Below are 23,376 nucleotides of genomic sequence, written 5' to 3'. Positions count from 1 at the left end.
GGTCGGTGCGGCTCACCTTTACAAACTGCACTCGGCGCGGGCGGGTTTCAAGTCGAGCGGATGTGGATTTTGCCGCTCCGCCCGGCCCACGGTTGCGAAGGTTGTTACAGCCGCCACAACTCCTCAGACAAGCTGAGGATTTCGCGCTATCGTGGCCAACCGTGACAGCGACGGTCCAACGCCGGCCCCTGGCGGCACAGACCGCGGAGCTTCTGCTGGGGCGCATCCGCGACGGCGAGTGGTCGCTCGGGCACAAGCTGCCGAGCGAGACCACCCTCGCGGCCCAGCTCGGCGTCGGCCGGTCGACCGTGCGGGAGGCCATCCGGGAGCTCGCCGGCAAGGGCGTGCTGGATCCTCGCCAGGGCGCCGGCGTGTTCGTCACCTCGCTCGACGTCGCCGAAGACTGGGACGTCGTGCTCCGCCGGGCCTCCATCGTCTCGGTCATCGAAGCCCGGATCGGGATCGAGGCGGAGGCGGCCGGGCTCGCGGCCGACCGGCGTACGCCGGCGGACCTGCGCGCCATCCGCCGCGCGCTCGCGAACAGGATCACCGACGGGCAGACCCGCGAGGAACATGTCGACGCCGACATGGCGCTGCACCGGCTGGTGGTGGTCGCCGCGCACAACCCCGTACTCACGGAATTGTTCGATGGTTTTGTTCCTCGGGTGCGCACGGCGATGGTCGACCTGTTGCGGATCCGCCCGCTCGCCGCGCCGGAGGCCGACCACGCCGCCCACGCGGCGCTGGTGCAGGCGATCGCCGATCGCGACCCCCGCGCAGCCGCCGAGCGCAGCCGGGCCCACCTGACGGCGTTGAAGGGGGCGTTCGCCTGATGGCCGTGACCCAGACCCGCCCACAACCGGTCATCGAGCTGTCGGATGCGACATTTCGCCGTGCGGGCAAGGAGATCCTTCAGCAGGTCACCTTCACCGTGCGCGCCGGTGAGCATTGGGCCCTGCTCGGGCCCAACGGAGCGGGCAAGAGCACGATCCTCGGCCTCTGCGGTGCCCTCACCCACCCGACGACCGGTGCCGTCCACGTCCTCGGCAGCCGACTCGGGCGGGTCGAGCTCCAGGCATTGCGCCGGACGATCGGCCACGTCAACCCGCGGCACCCGCTGCGGTCGCCGCTGCGCGCCCGCGACGTCGTGTTGACCGGGCTGACCGGATCGGTCGAGCTGCCGCCGCGCTGGCAACCCAGCGGCGACGACCTCGACCAGGCCGACGCGCTGCTCGACACGCTCGGGCTGGCCGGCATGGCCGACGAGCTCTGGCCGACCCTGTCGCAGGGCGAGCGCGGGCGCCTGCTGATCGCCCGTGCCCTCATCAGCCGACCGCGCCTGTTGCTGCTCGACGAACCGTCGACGGGGCTCGACGTCGCGGCCCGGGAGCAGCTCCTCGAGACCATCGACCTGCTCGACGAGACCCATCCGGATACCGCGTCGATCGTGGTCACCCACCACCTCGAGGAGCTGCCCGCGACGACCACGCACGCGCTGCTGCTGCGGGCCGGGCGGGTCGTCGCCGCCGGTCCGGCCCGCGCGGTGCTCACCACCGCCAACGTGTCCGCGGCGTTCGACCACCCCATCGAGGTCGGGCACCGCGACGGCCGCTGGACCGCACAAGCGGCGAGGAAGCGAACGGCCTAGCAAGATCGACATCGCCTCTTCTGGCAATCGCGCCCCGCTGTTCATCGGCCCGTGCATCGCGGGCCCTTAGCGTCAGGGCGTCTTGGAGGGGTTCATGGTTATCGAGCAACGTCCGCGGCGATCACGGCGCAAGGGACTGCGTCTCGTTCTCGTCGGCTGTCTTCTCGTGGGCGGGATCGGCGTCATCTACCCGCTGCATTGGTTGTTGAATCCGTGGTCCGCGCCGGGGAGACCCGACCTGGTCGGTTACTGGCAGGGCGAGGTCACCTACGGTTCGGCGGACACGCGGACGATGGTTCTGCACCTGACCGACCAGGTCGGCGGCGGCGATGAAGGCCCCGAAATCGACGGCGGCGCCAAGGTGTGCGCCGGCGGGCAGAGCCAGGCCTACGAGATCTACGGCGACGCCACGAACTACCGGGGCACCCGCTTCTCGTTGCACGCCCGGCGTTCCGGTGACGCGGCCGGCCTCTACCTGGGCCAGCTCGTGGGCACCTGGGACGGGCGGGACGGCCTCACCGTGTCCACCGAGCTGATCCGGATCGATTCGGGGGGCGTTTCCCACTCGACCACCTCGACCGATACGCGGACGGGCATCACCACCTCGGACACCCCGACCATCCGCTTCGAGCTGCGCCGGGCCGCCAAGGCCGACTACGCCACGGCGTGCCGTTAGGGCCTGTCTCGTGGATCGAGGCAGCGCGCTAGGAGGCCTGGCGGATGGGCAGGTCGGCCAGCCAGATGTCGGCCAGGTCGCTGAGCGGGAGGTCAAGGGCCTGGCTGAGGCAGACCACCGTGCCGAACGCGGGTGCCGGCAGGCGGCCCGCCTCGATCTTGCGTAGCGTCTCGGGGGAAATTCCGGCCGCCAGGGCCACCTCGACGAGGCTGCGACCTGCCCGCGCCGCCCGGAGGGCGGCTCCGACGCGCTGGCCCGCTGCGATCTGTTCGGGGGTGAGTGGTTGGCGAACCATGCCAGCAGGATATCCCTCCTGATGGGCCTCGAACTGCCGTGGTATAAAAATACCAGGTAGGAGAGGGAGGCTGTCGTGATCGAGCTCAAGTCCGCCGAGGAGATCGCCCGGATGGCGGTGACCGGCCAGTTCGTCGGCGAGCTGCTCGCCGAGCTGCGCGGTGTCGCCGCGGTCGGCGTCAACCTGATGGACATCGAGCACCACGCCCGCCGGCGGATCAAGGAGCGCGGCGCCGAGTCCTGCTACTGGGACTACGCACCGTCGTTCGGCCGCGGCCCGTTCCGCAACGTGCTGTGCCTGTCGGTCAACGACGCGGTGCTGCACGGCCTGCCGCACGACTATGTGCTGCGCGACGGTGACCTGCTCAGCATCGACATGGCGGCGAGCATCGACGGCTGGGCCGCCGACTCCGCGCTCTCCGTCATCGTCGGCTCTCCCGACCCGGCCGACCTGAAGCTGATCGAGGCCACCGAGGTCGCGCTGGCGGCCGGCATCGCCGCCGTGCAGCCCGGCGGCCGGCTCGGCGACGTCTCCGCCGCGATCGGCAAGGTCGCACACTCCTACGGCTACAGCGTCAACGCCGAGTTCGGCGGCCACGGCATCGGTCGCACCATGCACGAGGCACCGCACGTCTCCAACGACGGCCGCCCCGGCCGCGGCATCAAGCTCGAGCCCGGCCTCACCATCGCCATCGAGCCCTGGCTCTGCGCCTCCACCGACAAGATCAGGTATGACAAGGACGGCTGGACGATCCGCTCCGCGGACGGCTCCCGCACCGCACACTCCGAGCACACCGTCGCCGTCATGGCCGACGGCCACCAGGTCTTGACCCGCCGCCCCACGCACAGCACCACCTCGGCCGACCCCAACCACGAGGCCCGCCACGGCGAGTGACGGGCTCAGCCGTCGGTGCCCGTTCGCCGCGCGCGGCGCAGGCCGGTCACGTGTCGGGTGACGGCGAGCGCGGTCGGATGGTCGCCGAGCTGGGTGTAGATCTCGCGTGCCTCGGTGAGCGCCGCCCGGGCGGCCTGCTGGTCACTCGACGCGAACGCCAGCCCGAGACTCACCAGCGCTGACGCGAGGAAGGACAACCAGCCCCGCTTGCGCCACATCGCCACGGACTCGACGAGATAGGGCACCGCGCTCGCGGGCCGGCCCTCCGCGACGCTGATCTCGCCAAGGATCGAGAGCGCGTCGGCGACGTGGTGGCGCATGTTGTAGTGCCGGCCCCACGCCAGCGCGGCCTCCGCGGCGGCGCGGGCCGACGGGTCACCGCGCCGCAGGTCGAGGCGGGCCAGCGCGAGCATGGTGAGCACCTCGGCATAGCGGTCGCCGCAGCCGCGGGAGATCGCCAGCGCGGCGTCGAGCAGGCGTTGGCTGACGTCGGTGTTGCCGATCTGGCAGTGTGCGATGCCGAGGAACTGGAGGACGGTGGCCTCGTGGCGCGGGTTGCCCAGCTCGCGGCTGGCGACCAGGGCCTGATCGAGTTTCCCGACGGCCTCGGCGATCTGCCCGGTCTCCGCGGCGGCGAGGGCGAGCGCGACGAGAGCGCGTGCCTGCCCGCCCAGATGGCCGGTCGAGGTCGCGAGCCGCAGCGATTCGGTGCCCGCGGCCCTGGCCTGGTCATAGCCGCCTTTCGCGGTGTGTGCCCAGGAGCAGAGCACCAGCGCGTCGGCCACGCCCCGCTCCTCGCCGACCGCCGCGAACGTGTCGCGCAGCCGGGTGGCGTCGGCCAGCAGCGCGGCCATCGCGTCGGCGTCTTGCTCCGGGTTGTTCCAGGTGCGCACCTCGATCAGGCCGCGCAGCATCGTGGCCTGCCCGCGCAGGTTGCCCGTGTCCTCGCACAGTCGCAGCACCCGCGAGTTGGTCTCCGACCATTCGGCATACATGCCGCGGAGGTCGAAATAGCGTTCCAGGCAGCCGGCCAGCTCGTAGGCCAGCTCGTCGAGGCCGAGCGCGCACGCCTGGCTGACCGCCCGCATCAACGCCGCGCATTCGGCGTCGAACCAGGCCACCGGGTCCACATCGGAGACATCGGCGGGGTCGACCCGCAGGCGTGCCGCCGCGCCGCGGATCGGCGCGTAGCACGGCCCCGGCGTCTGGTCGGACATCACCTCCGCCATGCCCAACCAGGCTCCCAGGGCACGGCTCACCGAGGTGATCCGCTCCTCGGGTAGCTCCTCCGCCTCGGCCCGCTCACGCGCGTAGAGCCGGACCAGGTCGTGGAAGCGGTAGCGGTATTGACCGGGAGCGGTGGCCGGCGTGACCGCGAGCAGGTGCGCGTCGACCAGGGCCTCCAGCGCGGCGACGCCGTCGTCCAGCGAGCTGTCGAGCACCGCCGCGGCCACCCACCCGGCGAAATCGGGGACGTCGAGGGTGCCCAGCAGCCGGAACAGCCGCGCCACCTCCCCGCCGAGCGCGCGGTAGCTCGACGCGATCGACGCGCGGACGCCGAGATCACCGGTGACCAGCCCGTTGAGCCGCTGACGTTCGTCGGTGAGCACCCGGACGAGATGGTCGAGACTCCACTGTGGGCGGGCCGCCAGCCGGGCACCCGCGATGCGCACGGCGAGGGGCAGCCGGCCACACAGCCGCACGATCACCGCCGCGTCGCCGGCCTCCTTCGCCACCCGCCGACGTCGACGATCTGGGCCAGCAGGTGGACCGCCTCCTCGGGTGCGAGGACGTCGAGGTCGACCCAGCGGGCACCCTCGACGCCGGTGAGGCGGACCCGGCTCGTCACCACCACCGCGCAGCCCGGCGTGCCGGGTAGCAGGAGCCGGATCTGCTCCTCGGACGCGGCGTTGTCGAGCACGATCAGCACCCGGCGGCCGTTGAGGCGACTGCGGAACAGCTCGGCGCGCTCGACGGTGTCGTCGGGCACCGCCTGGCTGTCGAGGCCGGTCGCGCGCAGGAACCGGCCGAGCACGTCGCCCGGGTCCAAAGCGGACGGTTCGGCGCCGCGCAGGTTGACGTAAAGCTGACCGTCGGGATAGGACGATGCCGCGGCGTGTGCCGCGCGCACGGCGAGCACCGTCTTGCCCACTCCCCCCATCCCCGAGATGGCGACGACCCGCAGGGCGCCACGGGCCCTCGTCAGCAGCGTCTCCAGCGTCTCGGCCTCGGCGTAGCGGCCGGTGAAGTCGGGAATGTCGGGCGGCAACTGGTTGGGCACCGTCCACCGGGTCAGCGCATCGAGCCCACCCGACGGTGCCGGCGCGCGCCGGGTCGGTGCGGGGGCGCCGAGCGCGGCGTCACCCCGCAGGATCCGTTGCTCGAGCTCGACGATCACCGGATCGGGATCGAGCCCCTGCTGGTCGGCGAGCCGGCGGCGCAGGTCGCGCGCCACGGCCAGGGCGTCGGCGCGCCGGCCGCAGCGGTGCAATGCCAGCATGAGCTGCCCGTGCAGCCGTTCCCGCAACGGCGCGTGCTCGGCGACCCTGGTCAGGTCGGCCACCACGTCGGCATGGTGACCGAGGGCCAGCTCGGCCTCGGCCAACCGCTCGTAGGTGGACAGGTGCTGCTCTTCGAGGCGGGCCTGGGCACCCTCGACGAACGCGGCGGTGGCGCCGGTCAGCGGCGTGCCCGACCACAGGGCCAGCGCTGACCGCAGGAGCCGCACGCGCTCCTCGTGGTCGTCGCCGTGCCGCGCGGCCTCGACCAGCGCGGTGAACTCGGCGTAGTCGGACTGGCCGACCTCGGTGTGCAGTGCGTAGCCGCCAGGCCGGCTGACCAACGCGTCGGGAGCGCCGGAGGCCCGGAACGCCCGCCGGATCGCCGAGACGTCGGCCTGCACCTGCGCCCGGGCACTGGCCGGAGCGGCGCCGCCCCAGAGCGCGTCGCTGAGCCGGTCGGAGGAGATCGTCTGGTCGGCGTGGAGCACGAGATAGCCCAGCAGCGCACGGCTGCGTGGCCGGTCGATGGGGACGGGACGATCGCGGATGGCCACCTCGATGGCGCCGAGGATGCGGTAGCGCATGCCGTCTCCCAAATGGGCAAACGACCGAGAGAGATCGATCGGGATGAGCATAGCGAACGCATAGCGGCCGTAGTGCCCCCGGCGTCGAGGCTGATTCACAGCAATCCATGGACACAGGAGGAGACATGTCCAGAACCCGCCGATTGGTCGCTGTCCTCGCCATGCTCGTGGCCGCGATGTCCTCCACCCTCGTCGTCGCCAGCCCGGCCCTGGCCGCCAGCTGCTGGGCCGACTCGTGCAACTACCTCGACCCGCAGACCAACGGGTGCAGCTCCGACGCGGGCAACATCCAGGCCATCGATCCCGAGGGCTGGTATGACGTCGAGCTGCGCTACTCCCCCAGCTGCTACGCGGCGTGGGCGCGGGCCAAGAGCCGGTTGGGTGGCGGCGGCGGTCCCCGCTACCACTACCTGAAGCTCCAGGTCTGGAGCGCGGCGTCGGGCGGCACCCTGCTGCGGGTGGAGACCCGGCACATCGACGAGCTGCCGCCCGCCGGCCAGAGCGTCTGGACGGCCATGCACAGCTACGGCAACTACGTGCAGGCGTGCATCAAGGACGCCAACGACTTCGGCTGGTGCACCGGCCGGTTCTAGAACCCCGCGTCAGTGATCCAAGGAGGAGACATGTCCAGAACCCGACGACTGGTCGCTGTCCTCGCGATGCTCGTGGCCGGCATATCCGGGACGCTCGTGGTCGCGACCCCGGCCATGGCCGCCAGCTGCTACGGCACCTCGTGCAACTACCTCGACCCGCAGACCAACGGATGCAACGCCGACGCCCGCACGCTCCAGGCGATCAATCCCGAAAGCCCGTACACCGTCGAATTGCGCTATTCGCCAACCTGCTTCGCGGCGTGGGCGCGGGTGACCGGCGGCCTGACCGGCTACCCGCAGTATCACTACCTCAAGCTCCAGGCGTGGAGCGCGGCCAGCGGCGGGACCCTGCTGCGGGTGGAGACCAAGTATGTCGAGCAGACGGTCGCCGGACAGAGCCAATGGACCGCCATGCACACCTACGGGCACTACGTGCAGGCGTGCATGAAGAACGCCAGCGACTTCGGCTGGTGCACCGGCCGCTTCTAGCACGTCGTCAACCTTCGAGCGGACCTGTCCGGGCGCCGGGCAGGTCCGCCGCCTTCCTGACCCGAAACCTGTGCGAGGTGCATAGTCCATGAGAACCTCCCTGGCGGCGGCCGCCGCGCTGCTCTGCGCCGCGGCGTTGCTGGTGGCTCCGGCCGCCTCGGCCGCCGAGCCACCCAACGCCGGCGCGACCGCCCCGGCCGAACCCAGCCCTGACCGCGTGCCCACCCCGGACAAGACGCTCGCCTCCGGCTGGCGGAGGTCGCCGGACCGGGCGGTGACGACCTCCAGCGACGAGACCGGCCTGCACGTGCTCGTTGCCAACGCCAACCAGGCCTACCGCTGGCGCACCGTCGCGACGCTGGCCGAGCCCGGCTTCGAGACCGACCAGTGGATCGGCCAGCTCTGCGTGACCGGTTCGGGCCGCCGCGCGGTGGTCGTCTACGCGCCGCGGCAGTTCGTCAACCACGAGGAGTCGATGCGTGCGGGCGGGTTCGCCGCCGTCGTCGACCTGGCCGACGGGACCGTGACCAAACTGGCCGAACGCGTCTCGCTGGCCTACTACAACCCCGGCTGCGGCACGTCCGAGACGGCGGTGCTGTCGCGGCTCGAGGCGACCGGCGCCGGGCCGGCCAGCACCTGGCTCGGCACTGTCGACGCGGCCAGGGCGACGGTGCGCGCCGTCCGCGCCGTGGGGCAGGTGACGTCGGCGCTGCCCTACCGGAGCGGCCTGGCGGGCGTGAAGGGCGACGCGTTGGTGTCCATCGGGGGCAACGGCGCCGTCTCGGAATTGGCCCGCACCAGCGGGAGCCCGCACCGACTGATGGCCGACGGGACGGGCGCGCTCGCGTTCCAGGTCAAACACGGCAACGACATCCAGCTCAGCCGGTACGCGGCCGGCAAGGTCAGCACCGTGGCGACAGTGCCGCCCGGAACGGTCCGGCTGCGGCCGGGCGCCGGCGGCCACGTCTACGCGATCGGCGGGAAGGCACGCGAGCGGACCGCCGGGCGGTTGCCGTCCGGGTGGCGCGCCGTCGACGCCGAGCCCGACAGCGAGCCCTCGACCACCGGAGCGCTCGTCGTCACCGGGTCGGCGACCGGACGGGAGGCGGCTGCCGGCACGCCCGGTGTCTCCCGGGGGCAGGACGCCGAGTCCGGTGAGGGCGCCGAGCGCGTGCAGATCTCCGCGGAGCTCGCGAGCGGCGCGAAGGTGGATTTCTCGGTGAAGCCCACGGTGACCGGCGCCGGCCGGGTGCTGTCACCGGCCGGGCGGCAACCGGCCGGCGAACGGTCCGGCGCACGGCTGTCGGCACCGGACTATTCGACCGTCCCCTACGATCCCGACCGGACCTGCGCCGTGCCGCGCAACGATCCCGAGATCCAGGTCTACCAGCCGACACCGGCGCAGGTGGAGTGGGCGGCCGACCTGGCGGTACGCGGCCAGCTCACCTTCCAGCGAGCGGGCAACTGGGCCAACAACGGCCTGCCCGCGTACTCACCGCAAGGGCTCTTCCCGTCTCTGCCCCTGGTCGGCGGCGGCTCGGTGCCGGCCCAGGTGCTGCTGGGCATCCTCGCCCAGGAGTCCAACCTGTGGCAGGCCAGCTTCCACGTCGTCGACGGTTCGGCCGGCAACCCGCTGACCTCCTCGGGCTACTACGGCATCGAGGCCTCCGGCCAGGCCGACCCGCGCGACATCGACTGGTCGCACGCCGACTGCGGCTACGGCGTCGGACAGGTGACGACCGGCATGCGCGCGGCCGACACCGGCACGACCGCCGCCGGCATCACCTGGGACGCCACGAAGCAGAAGGCCGTCGCGCTCGACTACGCGACCAACGTCTCGGCCGCGCTGCGGATCCTCCAGGACAAGTGGAACCAGACGCGGTCGGCCGGGCTGGTGGCCAACAACGGCGATCCCGGCTACATCGAGAACTGGTGGTTCGCGATCTGGGCCTACAACACCGGCTTCTATCCCCAGTCGGGCGGCGCGCCGTGGGGTGTGGGTTGGGCTAACAACGTCGCCAATCAGGACTACCCCGCGGATCGTCAGATGTTCCTGACCGCGCCGCTGGACGTGCCGGCGCACGACGGCCAGCCGGCCGTCGACGACGACATCGGCTACGACAACGCGAAACACCCCAACCACTGGTCCTACCCGGAGCGGGTCGTCGGGTTCGCCTACACGTCGGTGCGCCGGTTCGACTATGGCTCGCAGTCGTGGGAACCGACCTACACGCCCGCGCTCAACCGGGGCACGTTCTTCTCGCAGCCGGGCCGGTTCACGTTCTGCGCGCCGAGCGTCAACGAGTGCGACCCCGCGGCGCAGCACGTGCCCGGTGACTTCCCCGGCACCGCCGCCGGCGCCTGCCTGCGCGACGACCTGATGTGCAAGTGGCACGGGCCGGTGACGTGGGTCGACTGCTCGATCTCGTGCGGCGTCGAGCGCCGGGTCTACACCTCGGTCGAGCCGCGGCCGTTCGCCGACAACATGTATGCCACGCCGGTCAACGCCGACGGCACCTGCTCCCTGCACGGCCTGCCATCGGGCTCGAAGATCGTCGACGACATCAACACGGAGTTCGCGCTCGGGCCGGAGGGCTGCACACCGACATTCAACAGAACCGGCTCGTTCGACTGGACGTTCGGCTCCATGACGGGCGTGCAGGGCCAGCCTATCTATCCTTCCAAAGTGGACCTCCATCAGATCGGTGGCGGGTTCGGCGGGCATTTCTGGTTCGCACACACGATGTCGGGCGACGGCGGGAACGCCCCGCTGAAGATCACCGGAACCTGGACGGTGGGTCCGGTGAACGCCTGGACCCGGGTCTTCGTGCACGTGCCCGACCACGGCGCGCACACCCGGCAGGCCGACTACAAGGTCTACCTGCCAGGACAGGCGACCAGCAACCACCACCGCGCGATCCCGACCCGGTGGGAGGCCAACAAGTGGCTCGACATCGGCGTCTTCGACTTCCGGGGCAACGGCAACGCCCGCATCCAGCTCTCCAACGTCACGGCCGACGGTGCCTTCCTGGAGGACATCGCCTGGGACGCTGTGGCGGTGCAGCCGCTCACCGCCGAACCCCGGCATTTCGTGGTCGCGCTGGGCGACTCGATCTCGTCGGGCGAGGGCGTGGGCAACTACGCCAGGGTCTCCGACCAATACGCGGGTTCGTCGGCGAAGGACGGCTGCAAGCGGAGCCCGGGAGCGTGGTCACGCGGAGTCTCGATCCCCGGCACCCCGGGACTCGGATCGATCGGTGACCTCGACGACGCGTTCCAGCCGAACGTCGACTTCCACCACATCGCCTGCGCCGGAGCCAGGACCCACAACGTCATGGCCACGCGTACGATGTCCGGCGCACCGGCGCCGCGAGCGGCGTCGATGGAGTTGCCGGGGCCGATGGACGATCGCGAGCTGGCCCAGCTCGACCAGGGCTTCCTCGACGAGAACACCACGCTGGCGCTGCTCACCGTCGGCGCCAACGACACCCGGTGGGCCGACATCGTCAAGGCCTGCGCGTTCCACGACTGCCTCGACGGCTATCGGCTCGACGGTGACACCGCACCGGTGACCGAGGCCACGGAGACGCGGTTGCGCGGCAGCATCAAGACCGACGTCCGCCGGGTGCTCCAGGAGGTCAGAGAGCGGGCACCCAACGCGGTGATCGTGCTGGCCGGCTATCCGCAGCTGTTCCGCGACGGCACCACCTACGACCTCAACCCGTTCCCGGGCGTGGCCATCGGGATCACCGCGGACGAGGTGGACTGGCTCAACGAGATGAGCGGGGTGGCCACGGCCGAGCTGATCTACGACGACTACGGCCCGGGGATCTACGGCGTCGACGTGACCGACGACTTCGCCAGCCACGAGCTCGGCACGGTCGACAGCAACGAGAACTGGCTCAACGGCTGGATCGCCGGCGACCTGTTCCGCCCGGACGACGACGACAGCGAGCCCAACGACAGCAACACGGGCGCGGGATCGTTCCACCCGAACGCCGCCGGCTACCGCGCCTACGCCAACGCCGTCGGTGCCCTGCTGGCGACCGTCAACTACCGCTGGTGAAGGGACCGCGCGGGCCCGGCGACTCCTGCCGGGCCCGCGCGGTCAGTTCGTGCGCTCCAGATAGTTGGTGGCCAACTGGTGCAGTCGGGCCTGGTCGAAGGAGTGGTCGTGCCCCGGGTGCACGACGGAAACGGCCAGGCCCGCGAGGAGCTTCATGCTCTGCCGGTAGGACGGTATGGAGGAGTCCGGGAGAAAGTCGATCAGCTCGTCGTCGTCGTAGATGACGTCGCCGGAGAACAACACCCCGGTGTGCTCTTCCAGCAGGGCGATGCTTCCCGGCGAGTGGCCGGGCAGATGCAGCACGGTGAGCGTGCGGCCGCCCAGGTCGATCCGGTCCTGGTCATCGAGCAGGCGGGTCAGGGGTGCCGGCTCGACGCGATAGCCGCGCGGGTCGTAGTCGTTGTGTGGCAGCTCATCGATCAACAACTCCGGCGCGGGTTCGTCGTCCGGGATGCCCATTTTCTGGTAAAGCTCCGCGCCGTACAGGCTTGCCGGCGGCCCGGCCGCCAGCGTCGGTGCCTCGGTGGCGTGCGCGGCCCGCTCCCGGAACTCGTGGGCCCCGCCCGCGTGGTCGAGGTGCGAGTGGGTGAGCACCACCATCGGGTCGCGCTCGAACATCGCCGGGATCTCGTCGCGCAGGGCGACGACTCCCAGGCCGCTGTCGATGACGATGTCGCGGTCGGTGCCGCGCAGCCACCACAGGTTGGCCGCCAACAGCGCGTGGACGTGTGGTTCCGACACCCGGATCAGGTTGTCACCCACCGGCGTTTGCCGATACCAGCCGCTCATCTCCACGGGACCTCACTCATTGCGGTCGAAGCGTACCCTCGCGTCATCGATGGGAGGACCCCGGATGATTGACGCGGACACCTATCTGGCCGTCGAGCGCAAGGGCCAGTGGCGCGGCATGCAGTCGGGCGTGATCGTGCTGCCGGTCCTGGTGGCGGAGAGTGCCGACGCGGGCGCCGTCGCGATCAGCCAACGCCCTCACCGGCTCAACCTGGGTGGCTTCGCGGTCATGGCGCAGCCCGCCATCGTCGACCTCGCGGCCGGGAGGTCACACATCTTCCGCGGCACCCGCCTCTGGGGATATGCCTTCAACGCGCTGATCAAAAGGACCCTGTCAAGCTACCTCCCTGACCCCGCCTGAGCCTCAGCACTGCACGTGAAGCTGGCGGTATTCGCCGGGCGGCATCCCGAAGGTCTGCTTGAACGCCCGGCTGAACGCGGTCGCGTCGGTGAAGCCCCAGCGGGCGCCGACCGCGGCGACGGACTGGCGCGCCAGCCCGGGGTTGCGCAGGTCGCGACGGCACCGGTCGAGCCGGCGCTGGCGGATCCAGGCGGCGGCCGTCAGGGCCTGGCTCTGGAACAGCAGATGCAGGTAACGCAGGGAGATGTTGTGCGCCGCGGCGATGACCGATGGCGACAGCGCGGGGTCCGTCAGGTGTCGTTCGATGAAGTCGAGGATCCGGTGTTGGAGAAGCCGCTGCTGGGCGTCGCGGGCGGCGGCGACCTCGCGGACGGTCTCCGCCAGCAGCGCCGCGACCAGGTCGATGAGCACGGAGGCCAGCCGCGCGCCGTCTTCGGGTGCGTAGCGGTCACCCGTGCCGATGATGTGCCGCACCGCCGTGAGCAGCAGACCGCCCAGCCCCTCACCGACCGGGAAGGGCCGCGCCAGCAGGGCCGGGAGGTCGGCGGGCCGCATCGGCATCTCGGCGCGCGGGACGTGGATGATGAACTGCTCGACCGGCTCGCGATTGGCGACCACGCCCGGCAGCGAGGTGTCGATCATGGTGAACTCGCCCGAACCGACAGTGGGATCACGGTCGGCGTGGTCGACGGTCAGCACGCCGCGCACGGGCACGGTCAGGTAGAGAACATCGGGATTGGACTGGCGGATGTGCCGGCTCGACCGGGTGACCCGCAACGGCGGATAGCAGATCTTGGACAGTTGAACGCGGCCCAGGTCGACAACCTCGATCGACGCGTCGAAGTCGTCGACGTGATCCGCTGCGACGGCGGTGCTGATCAGAGCAGTTGACGTCAGCTCGTGCCAGGCGGCGAACCGCAGCTCCGCCGGCACATCAGTCGTGTCAAACCTGGCCACCAACACGGCTGGATCTCCTCGCCCCCGAGGGACCTCCCATCGATCCCCATGCCTCCATGACGCATCCGGGCCGTCGCGGGTTGCGGGCCGCGCCGCGTAGCGTCGCCGTGATGGAACTGCTCGAACGCTCTGCCCTGTTGGCCGAGCTCGACGAGGCGCTGGCCGCGACCGCGGTGCGGGGCCGCGTCGTGCTGGTCACCGGCGAGGCCGGGATCGGCAAGTCGACACTCGTCCGCGGCTTCACCGAGCGGCACGCCGCCGACGCGCGGTTCCTGCTCGGTGCCTGTGACCCGCTGCTCACGCCCCGGGCGTTGGGTCCGCTGCACGATCTCGGACGCCAGACGGGTGGCCGGCTGGCCGCGCTGCTGACGGCCGGCGGCTCCCGCGAACAGCTCTTCGCGGCGGTGCTCGACGAGCTCGGCGGAGGCGATCGCCCGCAGGTGGTGGTGGTCGAAGACGCCCATTGGGCCGACGAGGCGACGCTGGACCTGCTGGTGTTCCTCGGCCGGCGGATCGCGAGCACGAACGCGCTGCTGATCGTCACCTACCGCGACGACGAACTCGCCGTTGACCATCCCCTGCGTGCCGTCGTCGGCAGGATGCCCGCGGACGTGGTGCGGCGACTGCCGCTCGAAGCCCTGTCCGAGGCGGCGGTCGCGGTGCTGGCCCGGCGGGCCGGCCGCCCCGCCGCCGGGCTGCTGGCGCTGACCGGCGGAAACCCGCTGCTGGTGACCGAGGTGCTGGCCGCCGCCGACGCCGACGTGCCGATGACCATCGCCGACCTGGTCCTGGCGCGGGTCGGCGGTCTGCGCGACGACGCGCGTGCGGTCCTCCAACTCGTCGCCGTCATACCCAGCTCGACCGAGCTCTGGCTGTTGGAGCGGGCGCTCGACGTGCCGACCGAGGCGGTCGACGCGGCGGTGTCGGCCGGGCTGCTCGTCGTCGGCGACGACACGATCGGCTACCGCCACGAGCTGCTGCGGCGGGCGGTCGAGGGATCGCTGTCCGTGCTGCGCCGCCGGGAGCTCAACAGGCGGATCCTGACCGTGTTGACGGGCGGCCTCGACCGGCCGGTCGACGTGGCCAGGCTGATGCACCACGCCCGGGAGGCCGGTGACGACGGCGCCGTCCTGCGCTACGGCCCGGAAGCGGCCCGGCAGGCGGCCGCGGTCGCCGCCCACCGGGAAGCCGTCGGGCATTACCGCGCGGTGCTCACCCATTCCGAGCGGCTCGGTGCGCCGGTGCCCGCGGAGTTGCTGGAGGGCTATTCGGTCGAGTGCTACCTGTCGGGGCTGTCCGCCGAGGCGGTCTCGGCCCGCCGGTCGGCGCTGCGCCTCCGCGAGGCGGCCGGCGACCGGGAGAAGGTCGGCGACGGCCTGCGCTGGCTGTCGCGGCTGCATTGGTGGGACGGCAACCGGCGGGAGGCGGAAGACGCGGCGGCCAAGGCCATCGCCGTGCTGCGTGACGAGCCACCCGGCCGGCCCCTCGCGATGGCCTACAGCAACCAGGCCCAGTTGGACATGCTCGCCTACCGCACCGAATCGGCGGCGGGGTGGGCGACCCAGGCCATCGCGCTGGCCCGGCAGTTCGCCGACCAGGAGACGCTGAGCCACGCCCTGACCAACATCGGCACCGCCCTGCTCCAACGCGGCGACGAGCGGGGACGAGCCGACCTCGAGGAGGGTGTGCAGGTCGCGCTCGCGTCCGGGCTGGACGACCATGCCGCCCGGGCCCTGACCAACCTGGCCACCACGTCGGCGGAGCTGCGCGACTATCGGCACGCCCACGACGACCTGGAGCGGGCGCTCGCCTTCACCCAGGCTCGCGAGCTGGCCGGATACACCCAGCACCTGCTCGGCCACCGGGCCCGCTTCCGCCTGGACAAAGGTGATTGGGCCGGTGCGGAGCGCGACGCGCACGCGGCGCTGGCCGAGCAGGTCCACGGCGGCGCGCGGATGGTCGACGCGCTGGTGCCACTGGGCCTGCTGCGGGCCCGCCGCGGTGACCCGGACGCCGGCGCCACGCTGGAGGAGGCCACCGAGCGGGCCTTCGCGACCGGAGATCTACAGTGGATGGGGCCTGCGGTCGCGGCCCGCGCCGAATACCTCTGGCTGGCCGGCGCAGCCGACCTGGGCATCGAGCAGACCGCCGAGGTGTACGAGCTTTCCGTCGAAGCCGACCAGCCGTGGTTCGCCGGAGAGTTGGCGTTCTGGCTGCGACGAGCGGGAGCGCTCGCGTCGTTGCCGGCCGGCCTCACGGTAGCGGAGCCGTACCGTTTCCTGCTGAACGGCGACTGGGGCGCGGCCGCCGAGGCGTGGCAGGCGCTCGGCTGCCCGTACCACCGCGCTCTGGCCCTGGGTCTCGGTGACGACGACGAAGCCGCGCTGGAGGGCCTGGGGCTGCTCGATGCGCTCGGCGCACACCAGACGGGTCAGCGGCTGCGGCGCGAGCTGCGGACCCGCGGCAACCTGCGTGTTCCCCGCGGGCCGATCCGGGCCACCGCCGCCAACCCGGCCGGCCTCACCGGCCGCCAGGTCGAGGTGCTCGTCCTGCTGACCGACGGCCTAAGCGACGCCGAGATCGCCGCGCGGCTGTCGTTGTCGGCCAAGACGGTCGGGCACCACGTCTCCGCCGTACTCGCGAAGCTCGGTGTCGGGTCTCGTCGTGAGGCCGCCGCGCTCGCCGGTGGACTGGGGATCGCCCGGGCGAAAGATGGGGAGCCGGCAGGCGGGAGTTGAGGACGCGACCCCGATCCGTCGACGCCGGATGCCTCCTAGCGTTTCCCTGACCGACCTGGACGGCAGGTCGCGACCGGGAGGAAGCACAGTGGACACCACCATCATCAAGCAGCGGCAGCAGGCGACCTGGGCCTCGGGCGACTATTCGGCGGTGGGCACCCGCCTGCTGCTCACGGCGGAGCTGTTGTGCGAGGCCGTCGACCTGCGCGCCGGCGAGCGGGTGCTCGACGTGGCGTGTGGCAACGGAAACGCCAGCCTCGCCGCCGCCCGCCGCTTCTGCCAGGTCGTCGGCGTCGACTACGTGCCCGCGCTGCTGGAACGCGCCCGGCAGCGGGCCCGGGCCGAAGGCCTGGAGGCGTCGTTCCAGGAGGCCGACGCCGAGGTCCTGCCCTTCGCCGACGACTCCTTCGACGTGGTCCTGTCGACGTGCGGCGCCATGTTCGCACCCGACCAGGAGAAAACGGCGGCCGAACTGCTGCGGGTGTGCCGCCCCGGCGGCCGGATCGGCATGGTCAACTGGACCCCCGACAGCTACGTCGGCCAGCTCTTCCAGACCCTCGGCCGCTACGTGCCGCCGCCGCCCGGGCTGCTGCCGCCGGCGCTCTGGGGCAGCGCCGACCGCCTGCGGGAGCTGTTCGGCCCCGAGGTGACCATCTCGGCGCCGGCGCGCGAGTTCCTGTGGCGGTTCCCGTCGCCGGAACACCAGGCCGAGTTCTTCGGCGCTTTCTACGGCCCGACCCACAAGGCGCTCAACGCGCTGGAGGCGGACCGCGCGGCCGACCTGAGGGCCGAGATGGTCGAGGTGGTCAAGCGCTTCAACGTCTCCGACGACGCCACGCTGGTGCTGCGGATGGACTACCTGGAGGCCGTCGTAGGCAAGCCGTAATCGGATTGTGGGCGGGGTCGGCGGCTGCTTCGCTGTTGCCGTGACCGACATCGAAACGCAGCGCCTGCACCTGCACGCCATCGACACCGCGGAGGGTGAACGCATCGTCGCGCGGCGGGCCGGTGCCGGCGACACCTGGGCCGACGACTACCCGTTCGACGGCGACGTCATGGGCATCACGGCGTTTCTCCGCGCTACGGCTGCCCACGGAGACCAGCGGCCGTTCGGGCATTACCAGATCACCCGGGCCGCCGATGGTCAGGCCATCGGCGGGATCGGCTTCAAGGGCCAGCCTGCCGACGGGTCGGTCGAGGTCGGCTACGGCCTGTCCCCATCGGCCCGCGGCAACGGCTACGCCGCGGAGGCCCTCGCCGCGCTGTTAACCGTCGCGGCCGGCCAAGGGTTGGACCGGGTCGTCGCCGACACCACCGCGGACAACGTCGCTTCACAACGAACCCTCGAACGTGCCGGATTCCGCCAAACCGGCACCGACGGAGACCACTACCTATACGAGCTTCTCCTGGACGCTCCGGCTGACACGAGACACTGAATCGATGAGGAAGCTCAACCGACAGCGCAGCGCCCGGCTGCGCCAGGCTGCCCTCGATGGTGTGGCCGCCTACCTTGCGGACGACGACGCGGAGCTCTACAACGTCACCGACGCCGCGACCAAGGAGGATGCGGCCGCGGCGGCGTTCAACCTCACGGCTCTGGCGGCAGACGCGGTAACCGCCCTGGCCGCCGCGACCGGACGGGACCCCGGCGAGGTCCTGCGGACGCTCCGGGAACACGGCACCGAAGCCGCCGCCGCCGTGCAGGTCGGCTATCCCCACGACCTGGACGAATACGACTGGACGATGACCGAGGCCAAGGGGTGGATCGAGGTAACGGTCCGTTGGGCCGGCGGCGACAAGGTGGTCACCTTCTACGACCCGACCCGGCTGGCGCAGGAGATCCAGAGCGCACTAGCAGGGCCCGGTTACTTCGCCGAGCGGACTCTGGTTGTCGTCCCGACCGTTTCGAAGGAGGCCATCGAGGCGGTCGTCGCCCGGATGGCGGGGCACGGCTTCGCGGAGATCCGTTGACGCGCGATGTGGAATGATTCATCCATGATCAACTGGACTCGGCCCCTTGATGGCAGGAATGCGCTGGTCATCGGGGGTGGGGGTGACGGGATCGGGCGGGCGATCTCGCGGGCGTTCGCCGCTGCCGGTGCGGCCGTCGCCGTCGCTGATATCGACCCGGGCCGGGCAGAAGCTGCCGTCGCCGAGTTGACCGGGTCGGGCGCCCGCGCGCTCGCGCTCGCCGGTGACGTGCGGTCGCGGTCGGCCGCGGACGAGTTCGTCGGCGCCACCGTCGCCGAGTTCGGTCGGCTCGACACGCTCGTCACCGTTGTGGGTGGGCAGGTCGCGTTCGTGCCGGCCGTCCGGCTGCACGAGATGAGCGACGACGACTGGGACCTCGCCTACGAGATGAACCTTGGTTATGTGGCCCGCGCGGTCCGGGCGGCGATCCGCGCGTTCCTGGCCCAGGGTCAGGGTGGGTCGATCGTCAGCGTCGGTTCGGTCACCGGGACGATGGCCGCGCCGATGCAGGCCAGCTACGGCGCCGCCAAGGCCGGGCTGGTGAGTCTGGCCAAGACCGTCGCCGCGGAATACGCCGCGGATGGGATCCGGATGAACGTCGTGGCCTGCGGCGCCATCTCGACCGCGGTGGCCAACACCGGTCAGGCCGCCGACGACGTGCCAGAGATCCCGCTGCGCCGGCTCGGCGTTCCCGACGACGCCGCCGCGGCCGCCGTCTACCTGGCCTCGCCGCTGTCGTCCTACGTGACCGGGCAGAGCCTCGGCGTCGACGGCGGGGTCACCGTGCGCGGCCCGTTTTCATAGGACGCCGTCAGCCGAACCGGCCCGTGATGTAGTCCTCGGTCTTCCGCTCGCCCGGGCTGTTGAAGATCTTCTGTGTCGTGTCGTATTCGATGAGCCGGCCGGGGTCGCCGGTTTTCTCGATCGAGAAGAACGCTGTGCGGTCGGAGACGCGGGCCGCCTGCTGCATGTTGTGCGTCACGATGATGATGGTGAAGCTGTCCTTCAGCTTGAACATCAGGTCTTCGATCGCCAGCGTGGAGATCGGGTCGAGCGCCGAGCAGGGCTCGTCCATCAACACGACCTGCGGCTCGACCGCGATCGTCCGGGCGATGCACAACCGCTGCTGCTGACCACCTGACAGGCCCGCGCCGGGCTTGTTCAGCCGGTCCTTGACCTCGTCCCACAGGTTGGCCGAGCGCAGCGCCTTCTCGGCCGCTTCGTGGAGCACGGATTTGCGGCGCATACCGTTGAGGCGCAAGCCGGCCACGACGTTGTCGAAGATCGACATCGTCGGGAACGGGTTGGGGCGTTGGAAGACCATGCCGATCATCCGGCGTACGGCGGTGACGTCGACGTCTTTCTCGTAGATGTTCTCGTCGTCGATCGTCAGCTTGCCCTCGACCCGGGCACCGGGGAGGACCTCGTGCAACCGATTGATGGCGCGCAGGAACGTCGACTTGCCGCAGCCCGACGGGCCGATGATGGCGGTGACCGTCTTCGGATCGACTATGAGGTTGATGTCGTCGATCGCTTTGAACGCCCCGTAGTAGGCGGTGACACCGGACGCTTCGACGCGCTTGGCCATATCTGTCAGTCCCCTGCCGGATCAACGGCGAATGCGGTTGCGCCCGGCTATGAGCTTGGCGGCAATGGTGAGGATGAGCACTAGCGCCACCAGAGTGAGCGCCGCCGTCCAGGCTCGCGCCGGTGAGAATCGGGATGCGTCGCTCGCTTGCTGGAACACGAAAAGGGACAGCGACGACTGGTTGTTGTTGAATGGGTTGATATTTACGGCGGCGGTGCCGCCTGCTACTAAAAGTACCGGCGCGGTCTCCCCCGCCGCACGCGCGATGGCCAACATGATCCCGGTGACGATGCCGGGCAGGGCGGTCGGAATGACCACCTTCAGGATGGTCTTCCATTTGGGTACGCCCAGCGCATAGGCGCCCTCGCGCAGCGGTGCCGGCACCAACCGCAGCATTTCCTCGGTCGATCGCACAATTGTCGGCAGCATCAACACGCTCAACGCCAGTGCCGCGGCGAAACCCGAGAAGGCGGGCTGGCCGTTGTTGTACCAGGGCGACACGATCAGCACCCAGAACGACAGGATGAACAGGCCGGCGACGATCGACGGGATGCCGGTCATCACGTCGACGAAGAACCGGATCGTCAGGGCCAGTCGGCCGCGGCCGTACTCGACGATGTAGATAGCGGCCAGCACACCGAGCGGGATCGTGAGGAACGCCGCCAGGGCGACCTGCTGCAGCGTGCCGATGATCGCGTGCACGGCGCCGCCGTCGGGGTCGCGGGCGCCGGTGTTGTTCAACGACGTGGTGAAGAAGTTGAGGTCGAAGCGCTCGGTGCCCTTGGAGATCAAGGTCCAGATCACCGAGACGAGCGGGAGCAGCGCGAGTACGAACGCCAACTGGATCAGCGTGCTCCAGATGCGGTTGCGGGCGGCCCGGCGACCTTCGACGCGATTGACGGCGACGAACACGCCCGCCAGGTAGAGGATCAGGCCGATGACGATCGTGAGGACCCAGCCGCCGATCCCGGCGCCGTAACAGAGCGCGGCCGAGACCCCGAACGCGATGACGGCGATGACGGCAAACACCACCAGCGGCGTACGCCGGCCGCGAAGTGCTTGGTTCTGGCCTGTCGGGGCCTGTGCGGGAGCGGTCATGCCGCGGACTCCGTGAAATCGCGCCGGCGGTAGATGACCGCGCGGGCCGCGATGTTGACGACGAGCGTGATGGCGAACAGCACGAGACCCGACGCGATCAGTGCGCCGCGGCCGACCTCGCCGGCCTCGCCGAATCCGTTGGCGATGTTGGCCGCGATCGAGTTGCCGCCGTTCTTGATGATGTTGAGCGTGACCTCGTTGATGAAGCCGAGGGTCAGCGCGAGCGCGATGGTCTCGCCGAGCGCGCGGCCGAGGCCGAGCATCACCGCGGCGATGACACCGGGCCGGCCGTAGGGCAGCACCGCGGTGCGGAGCATCTCCCACCTGGTCGCGCCCAGCGACAGCGCCGCCTCCTCGTTGGCGGTGGGTGTCTGGATGAAGACCTCGCGGGAGAGCGCGGTGACGATCGGCAGCACCATGATGGCGAGCACGAGGCCGCCCAGCAGGAACGAGCGACCGAACGGGCCGATGCCGTCGAAGAATGGCAGCCACCCGAAGTATTTGTTGAGCCAGACCGAGAACGTCCGCACCGGCTCGATGAAGACGGTGAAGCCCCACAGTCCGAACACAACACTCGGCACGGCCGCCAGCAGGTCGATGAGGAAACCGAACGTGGTCGCGATCCGCCGGTGCGCGTAGTGCGAGAGGTAGAGCGCGATCCCGAGGGCGATCGGCACGGCGACGACGAGCGCGATGACCGAGGTGACCAGCGTGCCCCAGGCGAGCGCGGCGATGCCGAACTCGGGCGGGGTCTGGTTGGGGAACCAGTCGGTCTCGGTGATGAAGTTGGCGGTGTCGGCTTGCAGGGCGGGGATCGCTTTCGCGATCAGGAAGACGGTGATCGCAACGATGATCACCAGGACCATCAGGCCCGCGAGCAAGGTAAGGGTGCCGAACGCGCGTTCGGCACCGAAACCCTTGCGGCGTGGCAGCCATCCACTGACCTGACCACCGTCGGGCGTCAGGTCAGGCTTGACCATCTGCTCGCTCCGCTGCTGGTCGGATCAGGCGATGTTGTTGACGGAGGTCTGGACCCGGCTCTGGACGTTGCCCGGCAGCGGCGCGTAGCCCAGTCCATTGAGGATGCCCTGGCCCTCGGAGCTCGCGGTGTAGCCGAGGAAGCCCTTGATCAGCGCGGTCTTGCCGGACGGGCCGCCCTTGCTGCACACGATCTCGTAGGTGACCAGCACGATCGGGTAGGCACCCGGCGCCGCCGTGGCGTAGTTGATGTTCAGCGTGACGTCGTTGCCGGCGCCGGTGATCTGGGCGCCCTCGATCGTCTTGCTGGCCGCCTCGGGCGTCAACTCCTGGAACTGACCGGCGCCGTTCTTGATCTTTGCCATGTTGAGCCCGGCGTTCTCGGCGAACGACAACTCCATGTAGCCGATCGAACCGTCGGTCGACTTCACCGACTGCGCGACACCGTCGGAACCCTTGGAACCCGTGCCGCCCGGTGCCTTCCACGCCTGGCCCTGGCCGAAGGTCCAGTCAGCGCCGGCGGCGGCCGTCAGATAGCCGGTGAAGTTGCCGGTCGTGCCCGACTCGTCGGAGCGGTGCACGCTCTGGATGGTGGTCGACGGCAGCGACGCACCGGGGTTGTCGGCCTTGATCGCGTCGTCGTCCCATTGCGTGATGCCACCGGCGAAGATCTTGGCAAGCGTGCCGGGCGAGAGCTGAAGATTATCGACACCCGAGAGGTTGTACGCGACCGCGATCGGACCGACGACCATCGGCAGGTTGACCGCGGGGTTGCCACCACAGCGGGCGTTGGCCTGCGGCTGCTGCGCCGAGGTGAGCGCCGTGTCCGAGCCCGCGAAGTCGGCGGTGCCCGAGATGAACGCCTGCACGCCGGCGCCCGACCCCGTCGGCTCGTAGTTGATCGTCGACCCCGAGCACTGCTGCTGGTAGTTCTTACGCCACTCGTCCATGGCGTTCTTCTGCGCGGAGGAGCCCTGCGCGTTGAGCGTGCCGGTGGCGCAGTTGATCGCCGCCGCGGGCGGGCCCGCCACGGTCGCGGCGGTGTCGTTGCTGTCGGTTCCGCACGCGCTCAGCGTGAGCGCGGCCGTCAGTGCGAGACAGGCGATCGAGCCGTTCCGCTGGAGCTTCACCTGACGAGATCCCTTCGAGT

The 23,376-nt window shown here is 70.6% G+C and carries 21 protein-coding genes and 1 pseudogene; 13 read left to right on the top strand and 9 right to left on the bottom strand.

Annotated elements, in window-relative coordinates:
- Positions 1–161: 161 nt before the first annotated feature.
- The 3 genes from DFJ67_RS27210 (at position 162) to DFJ67_RS27200 (ending at position 2,324) form a co-directional block, all read left to right on the top strand.
- A complete protein-coding gene (locus DFJ67_RS27210; protein ID WP_239097272.1) occupies positions 162–833 on the top strand; it encodes a FadR/GntR family transcriptional regulator in 672 nt (223 codons plus the stop codon).
- 5 nt (positions 834–838) lie between these two features.
- A complete protein-coding gene (locus DFJ67_RS27205; protein WP_239097271.1) occupies positions 839–1,648 on the top strand; it encodes an ABC transporter ATP-binding protein in 810 nt (269 codons plus the stop codon).
- Between the two features lie 166 nt (positions 1,649–1,814).
- Positions 1,815–2,324: a hypothetical protein gene (locus DFJ67_RS27200; RefSeq protein ID WP_116070628.1), complete on the top strand. Its 510-nt coding sequence runs from the start codon at positions 1,815–1,817 to the stop codon at positions 2,322–2,324.
- A gap of 28 nt (positions 2,325–2,352) precedes the next feature.
- Here DFJ67_RS27200 and DFJ67_RS27195 read toward each other — a convergent pair whose 3' ends face one another.
- Positions 2,353–2,619 (bottom strand): helix-turn-helix domain-containing protein, encoded by a 267-nt coding sequence (locus tag DFJ67_RS27195; protein ID WP_116070627.1) that lies wholly within the window; start codon positions 2,617–2,619, stop codon positions 2,353–2,355.
- Positions 2,620–2,694: 75 nt separating this feature from the next.
- Between DFJ67_RS27195 and map the strand changes: the two are divergent.
- A pseudogene (map, locus tag DFJ67_RS27190) lies at positions 2,695–3,574 on the top strand (type I methionyl aminopeptidase).
- Here the strand turns inward: map and DFJ67_RS27185 are convergent.
- Together DFJ67_RS27185 and DFJ67_RS27180 are read right to left on the bottom strand one after the other, a co-directional pair.
- Complete coding sequence (locus DFJ67_RS27185) at positions 3,519–5,249, bottom strand: tetratricopeptide repeat protein (protein WP_116070625.1); 1,731 nt, start codon at positions 5,247–5,249, stop codon at positions 3,519–3,521. The pseudogene map and the gene DFJ67_RS27185 overlap by 56 nt on opposite strands.
- A complete protein-coding gene (locus DFJ67_RS27180; RefSeq protein ID WP_170215999.1) occupies positions 5,219–6,598 on the bottom strand; it encodes an AfsR/SARP family transcriptional regulator in 1,380 nt (459 codons plus the stop codon). Before DFJ67_RS27180 ends, DFJ67_RS27185 begins: the two co-directional genes overlap by 31 nt.
- A gap of 125 nt (positions 6,599–6,723) precedes the next feature.
- Between DFJ67_RS27180 and DFJ67_RS27175 the strand changes: the two genes are divergently transcribed.
- The 3 genes from DFJ67_RS27175 to DFJ67_RS27165 all read left to right on the top strand — a co-directional run bounded on the left by DFJ67_RS27175 (position 6,724) and on the right by DFJ67_RS27165 (position 11,746).
- Positions 6,724–7,191, top strand: a complete 468-nt coding sequence (locus tag DFJ67_RS27175; protein WP_170215998.1) for a DUF2690 domain-containing protein — start codon at positions 6,724–6,726, stop codon at positions 7,189–7,191.
- A 30-nt stretch (positions 7,192–7,221) separates the two neighbouring features.
- Positions 7,222–7,680 carry a DUF2690 domain-containing protein gene (locus tag DFJ67_RS27170; protein ID WP_116070622.1) on the top strand — a complete coding sequence of 153 codons (459 nt, stop codon included), beginning with the start codon at positions 7,222–7,224 and terminating at the stop codon, positions 7,678–7,680.
- A gap of 88 nt (positions 7,681–7,768) precedes the next feature.
- On the top strand, positions 7,769–11,746 hold the full coding sequence (locus tag DFJ67_RS27165; RefSeq protein WP_116070621.1) for an SGNH/GDSL hydrolase family protein: 3,978 nt from the start codon (positions 7,769–7,771) through the stop codon (positions 11,744–11,746).
- A gap of 42 nt (positions 11,747–11,788) precedes the next feature.
- On the opposite strand, the gene DFJ67_RS27160 is transcribed toward DFJ67_RS27165, so the two are convergent.
- A complete protein-coding gene (locus tag DFJ67_RS27160; RefSeq protein WP_116076689.1) occupies positions 11,789–12,535 on the bottom strand; it encodes an MBL fold metallo-hydrolase in 747 nt (248 codons plus the stop codon).
- A gap of 64 nt (positions 12,536–12,599) precedes the next feature.
- Between DFJ67_RS27160 and DFJ67_RS27155 the strand changes: the two genes are divergently transcribed.
- A complete protein-coding gene (locus DFJ67_RS27155) occupies positions 12,600–12,896 on the top strand; it encodes a hypothetical protein (RefSeq protein ID WP_116070620.1) in 297 nt (98 codons plus the stop codon).
- A 3-nt stretch (positions 12,897–12,899) separates the two neighbouring features.
- On the opposite strand, the gene DFJ67_RS27150 is transcribed toward DFJ67_RS27155, so the two are convergent.
- Positions 12,900–13,853, bottom strand: coding sequence for an AraC-like ligand-binding domain-containing protein (locus tag DFJ67_RS27150; RefSeq protein ID WP_170215997.1), 954 nt, complete (start codon positions 13,851–13,853; stop codon positions 12,900–12,902).
- Between the two features lie 110 nt (positions 13,854–13,963).
- On the opposite strand from DFJ67_RS27150, the gene DFJ67_RS27145 reads away from it, so the two are divergent.
- The 5 genes from DFJ67_RS27145 (at position 13,964) to DFJ67_RS27125 (ending at position 19,366) form a co-directional block, all read left to right on the top strand.
- Positions 13,964–16,591 carry an ATP-binding protein gene (locus DFJ67_RS27145; protein ID WP_170215996.1) on the top strand — a complete coding sequence of 876 codons (2,628 nt, stop codon included), beginning with the start codon at positions 13,964–13,966 and terminating at the stop codon, positions 16,589–16,591.
- An 88-nt stretch (positions 16,592–16,679) separates the two neighbouring features.
- Positions 16,680–17,477 carry a class I SAM-dependent methyltransferase gene (locus DFJ67_RS27140; RefSeq protein ID WP_203783695.1) on the top strand — a complete coding sequence of 266 codons (798 nt, stop codon included), beginning with the start codon at positions 16,680–16,682 and terminating at the stop codon, positions 17,475–17,477.
- A gap of 40 nt (positions 17,478–17,517) precedes the next feature.
- Positions 17,518–18,027: a GNAT family N-acetyltransferase gene (locus DFJ67_RS27135; protein ID WP_147315616.1), complete on the top strand. Its 510-nt coding sequence runs from the start codon at positions 17,518–17,520 to the stop codon at positions 18,025–18,027.
- Between the two features lie 4 nt (positions 18,028–18,031).
- Complete coding sequence (locus tag DFJ67_RS43375) at positions 18,032–18,562, top strand: hypothetical protein (RefSeq protein ID WP_203783693.1); 531 nt, start codon at positions 18,032–18,034, stop codon at positions 18,560–18,562.
- A 24-nt stretch (positions 18,563–18,586) separates the two neighbouring features.
- Positions 18,587–19,366 (top strand): SDR family NAD(P)-dependent oxidoreductase, encoded by a 780-nt coding sequence (locus DFJ67_RS27125; protein ID WP_116070615.1) that lies wholly within the window; start codon positions 18,587–18,589, stop codon positions 19,364–19,366.
- 7 nt (positions 19,367–19,373) lie between these two features.
- Here DFJ67_RS27125 and pstB read toward each other — a convergent pair whose 3' ends face one another.
- The 4 genes from pstB to pstS are packed head-to-tail and all read right to left on the bottom strand — an operon-like array spanning position 19,374 to position 23,356.
- Complete coding sequence (pstB, locus tag DFJ67_RS27120; RefSeq protein WP_116070614.1) at positions 19,374–20,150, bottom strand: phosphate ABC transporter ATP-binding protein PstB; 777 nt, start codon at positions 20,148–20,150, stop codon at positions 19,374–19,376.
- Between the two features lie 21 nt (positions 20,151–20,171).
- Positions 20,172–21,248, bottom strand: coding sequence for a phosphate ABC transporter permease PstA (gene pstA / locus DFJ67_RS27115; protein ID WP_116070613.1), 1,077 nt, complete (start codon positions 21,246–21,248; stop codon positions 20,172–20,174).
- Positions 21,245–22,228 carry a phosphate ABC transporter permease subunit PstC gene (pstC, locus tag DFJ67_RS27110; protein WP_116070612.1) on the bottom strand — a complete coding sequence of 328 codons (984 nt, stop codon included), beginning with the start codon at positions 22,226–22,228 and terminating at the stop codon, positions 21,245–21,247. The genes pstA and pstC overlap by 4 nt, the downstream gene beginning before the upstream one ends.
- 24 nt (positions 22,229–22,252) lie before the next feature.
- On the bottom strand, positions 22,253–23,356 hold the full coding sequence (gene pstS, locus DFJ67_RS27105; RefSeq protein ID WP_116070611.1) for a phosphate ABC transporter substrate-binding protein PstS: 1,104 nt from the start codon (positions 23,354–23,356) through the stop codon (positions 22,253–22,255).
- Between the last annotated feature and the right edge of the window lie 20 nt (positions 23,357–23,376).

It is taken from the genome of Asanoa ferruginea (assembly GCF_003387075.1).
Lineage (GTDB): Bacteria > Actinomycetota > Actinomycetes > Mycobacteriales > Micromonosporaceae > Asanoa > Asanoa ferruginea.
This window is presented reverse-complemented; position numbering and strand designations above follow the sequence as displayed.